The 13873-nt window shown below is 45.1% G+C and carries 12 protein-coding genes; all 12 read left to right on the forward strand.

The features are described from left to right. Nucleotides 1-696: enoyl-CoA hydratase-related protein (locus tag J6I68_RS13530; RefSeq protein WP_292221103.1), on the forward strand; the 696-nt coding region annotated here is incomplete at its 5' end. A 39-nt stretch (nucleotides 697-735) separates the two neighbouring features. Further along, the gene (locus J6I68_RS13535) at nucleotides 736-1611 is read left to right on the forward strand and encodes a 3-hydroxyacyl-CoA dehydrogenase family protein (protein WP_292221105.1); all 876 of its coding nucleotides are present in this window, start codon (nucleotides 736-738) and stop codon (nucleotides 1609-1611) included. Nucleotides 1612-1643: 32 nt separating this feature from the next. Further along, on the forward strand, nucleotides 1644-2804 hold the full coding sequence (locus J6I68_RS13540; protein ID WP_292203322.1) for an acyl-CoA dehydrogenase: 1161 nt from the start codon (nucleotides 1644-1646) through the stop codon (nucleotides 2802-2804). A gap of 61 nt (nucleotides 2805-2865) precedes the next feature. Continuing rightward, nucleotides 2866-3657, forward strand: a complete 792-nt coding sequence (locus tag J6I68_RS13545) for an electron transfer flavoprotein subunit beta/FixA family protein (protein WP_292221106.1) — start codon at nucleotides 2866-2868, stop codon at nucleotides 3655-3657. A gap of 48 nt (nucleotides 3658-3705) precedes the next feature. Beyond that, on the forward strand, nucleotides 3706-4755 hold the full coding sequence (locus J6I68_RS13550; RefSeq protein ID WP_292221107.1) for an electron transfer flavoprotein subunit alpha/FixB family protein: 1050 nt from the start codon (nucleotides 3706-3708) through the stop codon (nucleotides 4753-4755). Nucleotides 4756-4955: 200 nt separating this feature from the next. Continuing rightward, nucleotides 4956-7910 (forward strand): alpha-L-rhamnosidase, encoded by a 2955-nt coding sequence (locus J6I68_RS13555; RefSeq protein WP_292221108.1) that lies wholly within the window; start codon nucleotides 4956-4958, stop codon nucleotides 7908-7910. 34 nt (nucleotides 7911-7944) lie between these two features. Then, entirely contained in the window at nucleotides 7945-9024 is a 1080-nt protein-coding gene (gene mtnA / locus J6I68_RS13560) for an S-methyl-5-thioribose-1-phosphate isomerase (protein WP_292221110.1), read from the forward strand. Between the two features lie 148 nt (nucleotides 9025-9172). Continuing rightward, on the forward strand, nucleotides 9173-10174 hold the full coding sequence (locus J6I68_RS13565) for an energy-coupling factor ABC transporter permease (protein WP_292221111.1): 1002 nt from the start codon (nucleotides 9173-9175) through the stop codon (nucleotides 10172-10174). Further along, nucleotides 10161-10940, forward strand: coding sequence for a cobalt ECF transporter T component CbiQ (gene cbiQ / locus J6I68_RS13570; RefSeq protein WP_292221113.1), 780 nt, complete (start codon nucleotides 10161-10163; stop codon nucleotides 10938-10940). The genes J6I68_RS13565 and cbiQ overlap by 14 nt, the downstream gene beginning before the upstream one ends. A gap of 13 nt (nucleotides 10941-10953) precedes the next feature. Further along, the gene (locus J6I68_RS13575; protein ID WP_292221115.1) at nucleotides 10954-11700 is read left to right on the forward strand and encodes an energy-coupling factor ABC transporter ATP-binding protein; all 747 of its coding nucleotides are present in this window, start codon (nucleotides 10954-10956) and stop codon (nucleotides 11698-11700) included. Nucleotides 11701-11847: 147 nt separating this feature from the next. Then, nucleotides 11848-13029 carry an acetyl-CoA C-acetyltransferase gene (locus tag J6I68_RS13580; protein ID WP_292221117.1) on the forward strand — a complete coding sequence of 394 codons (1182 nt, stop codon included), beginning with the start codon at nucleotides 11848-11850 and terminating at the stop codon, nucleotides 13027-13029. Nucleotides 13030-13045: 16 nt separating this feature from the next. Then, nucleotides 13046-13873, forward strand: an 828-nt coding sequence (locus tag J6I68_RS13585) for a response regulator (protein ID WP_292221119.1), incomplete at its 3' end; no start/stop codon positions are given.

Genomic DNA, 13873 nt, shown 5'->3' on the forward strand with positions numbered 1-13873 from the left:
CTGGATGCAGCTTTTTCAGGTCTTGACCTTGAAGTTGTAAGAGCTGTTGTTCTTACAGGTGCTGGTGAGAAGTCTTTTGTTGCAGGTGCAGACATCGGAGAGATGAGCACACTTTCTAAGGCAGAGGGCGAAGCTTTTGGTAAGAAGGGCAACGATATCTTCCGTAAGATCGAGCAGTTCCCTGTTCCTGTAATCGCTGCAATCAACGGATTTGCTCTCGGCGGTGGATGTGAGATCTCAATGAGCTGTGACATCCGTATCTGCTCAGACAACGCTATGTTTGGTCAGCCAGAGGTTGGTCTTGGAATCACACCTGGATTTGGTGGAACTCAGAGACTTGCTCGTCTTATCGGCGATGGAATGGCTAAGCAGCTTATCTACACAGCTAAGAACATCAAGGCTGATGAGGCTTTGAGAATTGGTCTTGTAAATGCTGTATATCCTCAGGAAGAGCTCCTTGCAGCTGCAGAGAAGATGGCAGGTCAGATCGCAGCTAACGCACCTATCGCAGTTCGTGCATGCAAGAAGGCTATCAATGATGGCCGTCAGGTTAACATCGATGAGGCTCTTGTTATCGAGGAGAAGCTCTTTGGTTCATGCTTCGAGTCAGAGGATCAGAGAGAGGGTATGGCTAACTTCCTTAGAAAGAAAGACGATCCAGCTAAGGTTAAGGTAGTTAACTTCCAGAATAAATAACTCATTTAAAATACAATAAAATTTTAGGAGGAACTGAAAATGAAAGTTGCTGTTATTGGCGCAGGTACAATGGGATCAGGCATTGCCCAGACATTTGCTCAGGCTGAGTCTGTAGAGAAGGTTTATCTTTGCGATATCAAGACTGAGTTTGCTGAAGGCGGATTTGCTAAGATCAAGAAGGGTCTTGATAAGCAGGTTGCTAAGGGAAAGAAAACTCAGGAGGAAGCTGACAAGATAACAGCTAAGATCCAGACAGGTCTTAACGATATCTGTGCAGATGCTGATCTTGTAGTTGAGGCTGCTCTTGAAGTTATGGATATCAAGAAGAACCTTTTCAAAGAGCTTCAGGAAAACATCGTAAAGAATCCTGATTGCATCTTTGCTTCAAACACATCATCTCTTTCAATCACAGAAATTGGCTCAGGCCTTGCAAAACCTATCATCGGAATGCACTTCTTCAACCCAGCTCCTGTTATGAAGCTCGTTGAGGTTATCCAGGGTGCTAACACTCCAGATGACATGGTAGACAAGATCAAGAAGATCTCAGAAGACCTTGGCAAGACACCTGTACAGGTTAACGAGGCAGCTGGATTCGTTGTTAACAGAATCCTTGTTCCTATGATCAACGAAGGTATCTTCGTATATTCAGAGGGTGTTTCAGATATCGCTGGTATCGACACAGCTATGAAGCTTGGATGTAACCATCCTATGGGACCCCTTGAGCTTGGTGATTACATCGGTCTTGATATCGTTCTTGCTATCATGGACGTTCTTTACTCAGAGACAGGTGATTCCAAGTATCGTGCTTGCCCTCTTCTTCGTAAGATGGTTAGAGGCAAAAAGCTCGGCGTTAAGACAGGCATTGGTTTCTACAACTATGCTGATGGAAACAAGGTTCCTACAGATCGCGCTTGATAATTAAAAAATAATAATCGGAGGTTTATATCATGGATTTTCAGCTTGATCAGCAACACGAAATGGCGAGAGCTCTTTTCAAAGAATTTGCAGAAAAAGAAGTTAAGCCAAATGCTATAGAGGTTGATGAGACAGAGGTTTTCCCTATGGAGACCGTTAAGAAGATGCAGAAGTACGGCTTCATGGGTATTCCTATTCCTAAGGAGTACGGCGGACAGGGATGCGACCCTCTTACATACGTTATGTGTGTAGAGGAGCTTGCTAAGGTATGTGGTACAACAGCAGTTATCGTATCTGCTCACACATCACTTTGCTGCGATCCTATCCTTACATATGGTACAGAGGAGCAGAAGCAGAAATATCTTGTTCCTCTTGCAAAGGGCGAGAAGCTCGGTGCATTCGGTCTTACAGAGCCTATGGCTGGTACAGACGCTCAGGGCGTTCAGACCAAGGCTGTCCTTACAGAGGATGGAAAAGAGTGGGTTCTTAACGGATCAAAGTGCTTTATCACAAACGGTGAGGTTGCTGATGTTTACATTATCATCGCTTACACAGATATCGTAGAAGACAAGAAGGGCAGAAAGCAGAAGAAGTTCTCAGCATTCATCGTTGAGAAGGGAACACCTGGATTCACATTTGGTACAAAAGAGAACAAGATGGGTATCCGTGGTTCTTCTACTTATGAACTTATTTTCCAGGATTGCCACATTCCTGCTGAGAACCTTCTCGGCGCTAGAGGAAAGGGCTTCCCTATCGCAATGCACACACTGGATGGCGGACGTATCGGTATCGCTGCTCAGGCTCTTGGTATTGCAGAAGGCGCACTTGACAGAACAGTTGAGTACGTAAAAGAGAGAAAGCAGTTCGGACGTGCTATCGGCCAGTTCCAGAACACACAGTTCCAGCTTGCTAACATGGCAACAAAGTGCGAGGCTGCTAAGCTTCTTGTTTATGCAGCTGCTGACGCTAAGAAGAAAAAGGACGTTTACTCTGTTGAAGCTGCTAAGGCTAAGCTTTTCGCAGCAGAGGTTGCTATGGATGTTACAACTAAGGCTGTTCAGCTCCATGGTGGTTACGGTTACATCAGAGAGTACGAAGTAGAGAGAATGATGCGTGATGCTAAGATCACAGAGATCTACGAGGGTACATCTGAGGTTCAGAGAATGGTTATCTCTGGTGCTTTACTTAAGTGATCACACGGCGAGGTTCTTTCGAACTTCCTTATGAACAGAAAACTAAAAAGGAGAAAAAATAATGAAAGTTGTAGTTTGCATTAAGCAGGTCCCTGATACAAAGGGCGGCGTTAAGTTCAAACCCGATGGAACATTGGATAGAGGTGCAATGCTTGCAATCATGAATCCTGATGACAAAGCAGGTCTTGAGGCAGCACTTAGATTAAAAGATAAGTATGGCGCAGAGGTTACAGTTCTTACAATGGGACTTCCTAAGGCTGACGCTGTACTTAGAGAAGCAATTGCTATGGGCGCAGACAATGCTTATCTTGTAACAGACAGAGTACTTGGTGGCGCTGATACATGGGCAACATCTTCTACTATTGCAGGAGCCCTGAGAAACCTTCAGTATGATCTCATCATCACAGGCCGTCAGGCTATCGATGGAGATACAGCTCAGGTTGGTCCTCAGATTTCTGAGCACCTTGGTATTCCTGTAATCTCATATGCAGAGGAAATTAACGTTGATGAGAAGGCTGGAACTGTAGAAGTTAAGAGACAGTTCGAAGACAGATATCACATCGTAAGAGCTAAGATGCCTTGCCTTGTTACAGCTCTTTCAGAGCTCAACGAACCCAGATACATGACTCCTGGCGGAATCTTTGATGCTTTCGAGAAGGAAGTTACTGTTTGGGGAAGAGCAGATCTTAAAGACGTTGATGATTCTAATCTCGGTCTTAAGGGCTCACCTACACAGATCGCAAAGGCTTCAGATAAGGTTAAGAAGGGACAGGGCGAGAAGGTTTGTCCTGATTCACCTGATGAAGCAGTTGACTACATTGTAGGCAAGCTCAAAGAGAAGCACGTAATTTGAGTGATATAGGAACTCAATAATAAACTTTCAGAATAAAGGAGAAGAGTCATGTCTTTAGAAGAATATAAAGGTGTATTTATATTTGCTCAGCAGGTAGATAATGAGCTTTCAAGTATCGCTCTTGAGCTTCTGGGCAAAGCAAAAAATCTTGCAGAAGATCTTGATGAGAAAAAAGTAACTGCAGTACTTCTTGGAAGCGATGTTAAGGGACTTGTTGACAAGCTTGCTGAGTACGGCGCAGACAGAGTAATCGTAGTTGATGATCCAGAACTTAAGGACTACAGAACAGAGCCTTACACACACGCTCTTGCATCTGTTATTAAAGAGTTCAAGCCTGAGATCCTTCTTGTTGGCGCAACAGCTATCGGAAGAGACCTTGGCCCTAGAGTATCATCAAGAGTACATACAGGACTTACAGCTGACTGTACACAGCTTGATATCGGAGACTTCCCTCTTGAGCCTAAGGAAGGCGTAGAGCAGAAGCACAAACAGCTCCTTATGACACGTCCTGCATTTGGTGGTAACACAATCGCTACCATCGCATGCCCAGAGTTCCGTCCTCAGATGGCAACAGTTCGTCCTGGTGTTATGCAGAAGATCGATCCTATTAAGGGTGCTAAGGCAGAGGTTGTTGATTACAACCCTGGATTTGAGAAGAACGACTGCTACACAGAGATCGTTAAGATCGTAAAAGAGACTTCAGCAGTAGCTGATATCCAGGCTGCTAAGATCCTTGTATCTGGCGGACGTGGAGTTGGTTCACCTGAGAACTTCAAGCTTCTTGACGAGCTTGCAGAGGTTCTTAATGGAACAGTTTCCTGCTCACGTGCAGTTGTTGATTCTGGCTGGAAGCCAAAGGATCTTCAGGTTGGACAGACAGGTAAGACAGTTCGTCCTTCACTTTACTTTGCAATCGGTATTTCTGGAGCAATCCAGCACGTTGCAGGTATGGAAGAGTCAGACATCATCATCGCTATCAACAAGGATGAGAACGCTCCTATCTTTGATGTAGCTGATTATGGTATCGTTGGCGACCTTAACAAGGTTGTTCCTGCTCTTACAAAGAGACTTAAGGAAGAGCTTTCAGCAAAGGGCTGAGAGAACTTGACGAAGTCCTTTTGAGTCTGGTTCGAACGTGTCACTCCGAACGCAGTGAGGAGTAACTTCCTTGTATTAATGGAATCATTCAAATAATTCAAAACCGGCATCGGATTATTCTGATGCCGGTTTTTTCATGCTATAATGTTCTATGCTTTGACAATAATTGTGAGGAATTTTTTGAAGTGATATCTGATAAATTGAGATCAAAAATAAAAACTCTTTTGGCAGTATCTTTTGGCATTCTGCTCCTTTCCGGGTGTGGAGCCAAAGGGGAAGATGATACGGCGCAGCAAAGAGAATCCTTTGATGAAGCTATGGCTTTAGCTCATTTTCTTAGCGCGGATAACGGCAAAAATGAGCAGGAACCTTCTAAAGAGATAACTGACTTTACTGCAAGCTGCAGGATAACAGCAGGCAGCGAAGCGGGCTACCTGGTTCTTGGAGATACTGATGGTGAGTATGGAACTCTTTTACTTATTGGCGCATCCAATAGTGGCGAAGAGGACCAGGTAGTCATAAAGAGCTACAAGCATGGAATGATAGATCCTGGCTTTGTTGTAAAGCCTGATGCCATGGACATAACTGGCGGAACAGGAGAGTTTGACCTTCAGGTGGAGGTTAGCGGAGGCAAGGCAGATATCACTGTCTGCGGAAAAGAGATTACATCAGTAGATATGCCGTTTTCTTCCCTTGGCTGCGTCGGAGCCTGTAAGGACCGCGGAATGGGCGATGCATATATGGATGACCTGACCGTATTAAGCGGTGGACAGGTAGTATTTTCGGATGACTTTGACGGCAACTTTGTTAATGAGCTTTACCCTTATGACTATTTTGGTGGAAGAGAAGGTGCTTTTTCCCCTGCGTTCATAAAGACTGAAGGTCATGAAGGCAATATGGCATTGTCAGTGCCTTCAGGGATGCTGCTTTCAGAGACGGGAAAGGACGTTGCTCCAGCCTTTAAAAAGGACTTTGAGCTTAAGAAAAAAGATATTAAAAGTGCCCATCTATGCATGACTGCCCTTGGAAGCTTTGAAGCGTATCTCAATTCGGAAAAGGTCAGCGATAATTTTTTTGATCCGGGGAAAATGATCTTTGATCATTATCTTAACTATGTAACTTATGACGTTACTGATATGCTTAAGGATCAGAATGAGCTTAAGATATATCTTTTCCATGGATTCTATGACAAGGGCGTGGGATTTGCTGAGGTTGCAGGAATCTGGGGTGATAAGCTGGCAGTAAAGGGCGCTGTTGTAATAGAGTACAAGAACGGGAAAAGTGAAGTCATCCCAACGGATGAGACTTTCCTTGCCTGCACTGATACCAGATTCAGATTCAATGACATCTATCAGGGAGAGATCATTGATGACAGATATACGGAGACTGAGTGGGTACCTCCTGAAGTTGATGGCGTCATTGATGCTTTTTGTAAGCTCCCTGTTTTGGCCAAGGAAAATGAATCTATTGCCCCCTACAAGGAACTTTTGCCTGTAGGTGTGACAGAGCCGGTGCCAGGGCATTTCGTATATGACTTTGGAGAAAACGTTGCAGGAACAGTAAAGATAGACCTTGGGCTTTTGGGGGATTCATATGGCCAGGAGGGACAGGTAGTAACCTTCAGATATGGCGAGATATTAAACTCTGACAAGATTGTCAATGGTGATGGAGCTTTGGGAACCGTCTGGACCAGGAATCTTCTGACTGCACGGGCTACAGATTACTATGTCTTTGGGAAAAGAGACAGCTACGAAGATGTGTATTTTTCCCACACCTATCACGGCTTCAGATACCTTGAAATAACAGGCATTACAAAGCCAATACCAGAAGATGCAATAACTGCAGTTGCAATTTCATCAGATCTTGAGACTACGGGAGAATTTAACTGTTCTGACGGTATCATAAATGCATTTTTTGATAATAGTGTAAGGAGCCTTAGGTCGAACCTTATGGATTCACCAACGGACTGTCCCCAGAGGGATGAGAGGCTGGGCTGGACGGGAGATGCTCAGGCGGTTTCTGGTTTTGCCATGTATCAGTTTGACTCAAAAGAGCTTTACCGAAGCTTTTTAAAAGAGATCCGGGCAATGCAGAACACTGATGGTGCTATCTACGATGTGGCGCCCGCAAACAGCTGCTTTGGCGGCCACAGCTGCTGGGGAGATGCCATAATAACTATCCCCTGGAATCTTTATCTGCAGTATGGGGACAAAGAGGTCCTTGCAGAAAATGTCTCTGCAGGCAGCAGGTGGGTAGACTACCTGGTGGAACATTCGGAGGATTATATCTTTTCATCAGGCGGGTATGGCGATCATCTGTCCATGCAAAGCGTCTCTGAAAAGATCAGTGATACAGCCTGGTGTGCCCACTCATCAAAGCTCTTGTCCAAGATGTACAAGGCTTTGGGAGAGGATGAGCTGTCTGATAAGTATGCGGATATTTCTGATAAATTCACCAGCAGATGGCAGCAGGAATTCATAAGAGAAGACTATTCTGTAGAGGCTGGTATACTTTATCCTGACTATGAATGTGAGACGGCCTATTGCCTGGGACTTGCCTTTGAGCTGTTTCCTGAAGAAATGAGGCAGCAGGCGGCAGACAGGCTTAAGATGCTTGGGGATTACGGCGGAGAGCTCTTTTATCCCGGATACTCAGGAATGGCATTCTATCTGCCTGCGCTGTGTGAGTACGGATACGGCGATGTGGCAGTGAGAGTTATGACAAATACTGCACCTGGAGGACTTGCTAACCTGTTGTCCATGGGACTTACTACCAATGGAGAGGCGGTAGATATCCTGAGGTTTTCTGATTCAAACGGAGATGAGTACAGTGATGGCAGGTATTACGTGAACGGTTCCTTAAACCACGGAGCTTATTCAAGTGTCAGTGAAGTGTGTTACAAGTATATTCTTGGCATTTCGCCTGATGAGAATGCGCCGGGATATGAGCACTTTTATATCCGCCCCATGATGACTTCGGGAATTGCAAGTGCCAGTGGCAGCTTTAAGAGCGTGCGGGGAGACATTAGCGTATCATGGGATAGCGGCGAAAGGACCCTTACCTGCACTGTTCCTAAGGACAGCACCTGTACAGTGGTACTTCCAAACGGCGAGAGCAGCGAAGTTGCAGATGGCGAACACAGCTTTAACTGGTGACAGATAATCAATTATGATGTTAGGAGCGATGAACATGAAGAGTATATTAGACTACGAGACAGTAGCCCTTGTGGATGATGACGATGCCATAGAGATCATTGACCAGACCCTGCTTCCTGGCAGGATCGAGATCATAAGGCTTCACACGGCAAAAGAGATCTGGGATGCAATTTACCTTCTGCAGGTAAGAGGAGCACCAGCAATTGGCGTCACAGCAGGATTTGGCCTGTACCTTCTTATGAAGCATTCGAAAGCTTTAGTCTATGATGAGTTTATGAAGGAACTTAGAGAAAAGAGTGACTACCTTAATTCCTCAAGACCAACAGCGGTTAATCTTTCCTGGGCTTTAAAGCGAATGGAAGAGCATGTAAAGAATGTTACGAAAGATGGCAGCTCTTTTGATATTGACGAAGTCATAAAGGAAATGAGGGAAGAGTCAGAGCGCATCAAGGCAGAAGATATCGATGTCTGCAGGCGCATTGGTGAAAATGGTCTTACTCTCATTAAGGATGGAGACGGACTTTTGACCCACTGCAACGCAGGACAGCTCGCAACCTGCAAGTACGGAACTGCCACAGCGCCCATGTATCTTGCCCATGAGAAGGGCTGGAATATCAAAGTGTACTGCGATGAGACAAGGCCTCTCCTTCAGGGGGCAAGGCTCACTGCATTTGAACTTCACTCAGCAGGAATTGATACAACCCTTCTTTGCGACAATATGTCAGCTTCTCTCATGAAGACCGGAGCTGTAAATGCGATATTTGTTGGATGTGACAGGGTGGCTGCAAACGGAGATGCTGCCAACAAGATCGGAACCAGCATGGTTGCTACTGTTGCAAAGCGCTACAATGTGCCATTTTATGTGTGTGCTCCCACATCTACAATTGATATAAACACTCCTACCGGAGATCAGATAAACATAGAGCAGAGAAAGCCCGAGGAAGTTACTGAAATGTGGTACAGCGAGAGGATGGCCCCAGAGGGAGTTAAGGTCTATAACCCTGCCTTTGACGTTACAGACAACGAGCTGATAACCGGTATTGTAACTGAGTATGGTGTCCTTAGGGCGCCATATGACAAGGCCATCAGGGAGCTTTTTGAAAAGAAAAAATAAAAATAATAGATTTATGCATAAAAAGAACCCCCAGGGGGGCTTGTGACGCCCTTTGTCTTTATCTATACTCATAGTTGTGAATTGACACAGTCCGCTTAAAAAGCGACTTTTTTCACATCTATAACAGTATTGGTGGGAGGATATATTTATGCATATGGCAGACGCCCTTGTGGCACCAGCAGTTGCTGGAACAATGTACGTTTTATCTACTGCGGCAGCAGGAGTATCAGTTAAAGAGGTAAGAAAGCAGGCAAGCCCTGAGAAGATCCCTGTAATGGGTGTTATGGGAGCATTTGTTTTTGCAACTCAGATGCTCAACTTCACAATTCCTGGAACAGGTTCTTCAGGACATCTGTGCGGTGGCATGATGCTCTCCGCTCTTCTTGGCCCTTATGCTGGATTCCTTACAATGATAGGAGTGCTGCTTGTTCAGTGTCTGCTGTTTGCTGACGGGGGACTACTTGCTCTTGGATGTAATATCTGGAACATGGCATTTTACGGGTGCTTTATAGGAGCGCTTCTTATCTGGAAGCCTATCATGAAGAAGGGAGCAAGCAGGGTTAAGATAGCTTTGGCATCAATACTTGGATGCGTTCTTACACTGCAGCTTGGAGCGTTTTCAGTTACGCTTGAAACCCTTGCTTCCGGTGTTACAGAGCTTCCATTTTCAGTATTCCTTGCAACAATGCAGCCAATCCATTTGGCAATTGGTTTTGTGGAGGGTCTTATCACTACTGCAGTACTTATCTTTGTATATGAGGCAAGACCTGAGCTTTTGTGGGGCGTAGGAGAGACTTCTGAGAAAAAGGAAGGAAAGCTTAGCCTTAAGAATACTGTCATTGCAGTTGCTGTGGCAGCAGCTGTCTGTGGCGGAGTGGTATCTCTTTTCGCATCAGCATTCCCAGATGGCCTTGAGTGGTCTATGGAGCAGGTTGCCGGAACTTCTGAGCTTGAGGCTGAAGGCGGCGCTTACGATACAGCAGCAGGTATTCAGGAGACAACATCACTACTTCCTGATTATGCATTTAAAGACAGCGAGTCAGCTGTGGGAACAAGCTTTTCCGGTATCACAGGATCCCTTGTGGTGGTCCTTGTGACAGTTGGTGCTTGTTACCTGTTTAAGTTCTTTAAGAAAAATGAAGCAGATTGAAGATAACATAAGAGAACTTAATAAACTTCAAAACCTGCAGCAGCGTTCCCATTGGATGAACAGGCTTCATCCTCTGGGGAAGCTGCTTGTTTGCGTTATATACATCTTTGTTGTGGCATCCTTTGACAAGTACGCTTTTGATAAGCTTCTTGTGATGGCTGTTTTCCCGGCTTTTTGTTTCATTGTTGGTGATCTGTCCTTAAAAGACGGACTTTACCGCATGAGGCTCATACTGCCACTGGTGTTGTTTGTAGGCGTGTTCAATCCGTTTTTTGACAGGAAGGTGCTCTTTTCGGTTGCGGTGGCAGGAAGTCAGATGGCGGTAACAGGCGGCGTTATATCGATGCTGTCCCTGATGCTTAAAGGTCTTTTCTCTGTGCTGTCTGCATACATCCTGATTGCCACAACATCAATCGAGGAGATCTGTTACGCCCTCAGGATACTTCACGTCCCTAAGATCATAGTCATAGTGATCATGCTGATCTACAGGTACTTCGGACTTATGGGAGCTGAGGCTGACAGGATCACAACAGCTTACATGCTAAGGGCGCCTAAGCAAAAGGGTATTCATTACAGAGCCTGGGGGAGCCTTGTGGGACAGTGGCTCCTTCGGAGTATGGACAGGGCAAGCGCAGTCTACGAGAGCATGACCCTAAGAGGCTTTAACGGAGATTTCAGGGTGAAAAGAAAAAACGTAAGTGCCACAGATTTTCTTTACCCGTTTATCTGGATAGTTTTATTTATACTTTTAAGGCACTTCTACTAAGAGAGGAACATGGATGCATACTGGAGCCAAAGGTGAAATTTTAAAAATAGAGGACCTTCACTTCTCCTATGAAAAGGGTGAAGAGGTACTTAGCGGCGTAAACCTTACTGCCCACGACGGCGAGAGCATAGGGATCATTGGAGCTAACGGCATTGGAAAGTCAACTCTCATGAAGCTCCTTGTGGGACTTAAGCTGGACTATCAGGGTGTTTTGGAAGTGGCTGGTCATGCTGTCAATAAAAAGAACTTAAGCCACATAAGAGAGCATATCGGATATGTTTTCCAGGATTCGGACAGCCAGCTGTTTCTTTCAACTGTGGAGGAGGATGTGGCCTTTGGCCCGCAAAACTACGGTCTTCCGCCAGAGGAAGTGGAACGTAGGGTAGAAGAGGCTCTTTTAAAGGTTCATATGACTGACCTTCGCACAAGGCACAACTACAATCTTTCAGGAGGCGAGAAAAAGCTTGCAGCTATCGCCACTATCCTTTCAATGGAGCCTGACATAATCATCATGGATGAGCCTTCGATTGCACTGGATCCAAGAAACCGTAGGAACCTGATAAAGATCTTAAATGAGATAAATGCTTTAAAGATAGTAACCTCCCACGATCTTGACTTTATAATGGACACCTGCAAGAGGGTGGTGCTGCTTGATGAGGGCAGGATAATCGCAGACGGAAATGCAGATGAGATCTTAAGGGATAAAGAGCTTTTGGAAGGCCATGGACTGGAACTTCCGCTGTCATTTTCGAGAAGATAAAAAGACTATAAAACTGATAATAAATTAACACTACTACGTTGAGTAAGATATTTTAAAGTGTTAAAATAAAGGGGTATCGTGAGTAAGTTATTTTATCGCGATATCTCTTTTTACTATAAAACAATTCAAGGAAACTGGAGGGTAAAAATGGCTAGGAAAGTAGTACTTGCAGGTGCATGCAGAACAGCAATTGGAACCATGGGAGGAGCTCTTTCAACAACTCCTGCTCCCGCTCTTGGCGCAATAGTTATAAAGGAAGCTCTTAAAAGAGCTGGTGTTAAACCCGAACAGGTTGATGAAGTATACATGGGATGCGTTATCCAGGCCGGACTTGGACAGAATCCCGCAAGACAGTCAGCAATCAATGCAGGTATTCCTGTTGAGGTTCCTGCTACAACAATAAACGTCCTTTGCGGATCTGGACTTCACTGCGTAAATCTGGCAGCAAAGCTCATTGGAATGGGCGATGCAGATATCATTGTTGCAGGTGGTATGGAGAACATGTCAATGGCTCCTTATCTTATGCAGCAGGGACGTTACGGTTATCGTATGGGATCTGGAGAGCTTCAGGATGCCATGATCAAGGACGCTCTTACTGACGCTTTCGGTGGATATCACATGGGTATCACAGCTGAGAATATTGCAGAGCAGTGGCACCTTACAAGGCAGCAGCTTGATGAGTTTGCAGCATGGTCACAGAACAAGGCTGAAAAGGCCATAGCAGAGGGCAAGTTTAAGGAAGAGATCGTTCCAGTTGAGATAAAGAAAAAGAAAGAAACAATAATTTTTGATACAGATGAAGGCCCAAGAAAGGGTGTTACAGTAGATAGTATTTCACACCTTAAGCCAGCATTTAAGAAGGACGGCGGAGTTGTGACAGCAGCCAACTCTTCAGGTATCAACGACGCTGCTTCTGCCATCATCGTAATGAGCGAGGAGAAGGCAAAAGAGCTCGGCGTTAAGCCTATGGGTACCTGGATCGCGGGAGAGCTTGCAGGCGTTGAGCCAAGCATCATGGGTATCGGACCTGTTGCAGCAACTCAGAAGGTTATGAAAAAAGCCGGCTACTCAATTGGTGACTTCGATCTTATTGAGGCTAATGAGGCATTTGCTGCTCAGTCAGTAGCTGTTCAGCATGATCTTGGATTTAGCAACGACGTACTTAACGTAAACGGAGGAGCTATTGCTCTTGGACATCCTGTTGGATGCTCTGGAAACAGAATCCTTGTTACACTTCTTTATGAGATGCAAAGAAGAGATGCAAAGAAGGGTCTTGCAACACTGTGCGTAGGCGGCGGAATGGGCTGCGCAGCTATCGTGGAACGATGAGATAGGAGGGCTTTATATGCCTGATCGCTCAATACTTGTAGTTGATGACAACGAGATCAACAGAGGTATTTTAGCTGAGATCTTCAAAGATAAGTACAATATCCTTGAGGCCGGAAACGGCCTCGAGGCTATCAAGATGATGGAAGAAAATGACGGCAAACTTGCTGCCATTCTTCTGGATATTGTCATGCCTGAAATGGATGGTTACGCCGTACTTGAGGAGATGGAAAAGAGAGATAATCTCAATGAACGGATCCCGGTCCTTATGATCACTGCGGATACATCAACTGAGGCTGAGCGTACAAGCTATCAGAAGGGTGCTTCAGACGTTATCCACAAGCCCTTTGACCCGGTTATTGTAGACAGACGTGTTTCCAGAAACATAGAGCTATATGACCACAAGAACAACCTTGAGGATCAGGTTGAGGATCAGACAAGAGTACTAAAAAAGCAGTTTGTATATCTTAAGAAACAGGAAGAGAAGCTTCGCGGCAGCAACGAGAAGGTTATTGATACCATCGCTACCATCGTTGAGTTTCGAAGCATGGAATCCAGCTATCACATAAAGAGGATCAAGGGTTTTGTAAGGATACTTGCTATCACAGCCATGAACAATTATCCTGAGCTTGGACTTAACCCTCATCTTATCGATGTTATAACCCAGGCCTCTGCCATGCATGATATAGGCAAGATTTCAGTGCCGGATTCAATCCTTTTAAAGCCAGGAAGACTTTCCAACGAGGAATTTGAAGTAATGAAATCTCACACCACCCGTGGCAGTGAGATCATTGAGATGTTAAAGGATGTCCAGGACAAGGAGTACTACGAGATGTGTCTGGATATC

It is taken from the genome of Butyrivibrio sp. (assembly GCF_017940685.1).
GTDB lineage: Bacteria > Bacillota > Clostridia > Lachnospirales > Lachnospiraceae > Butyrivibrio.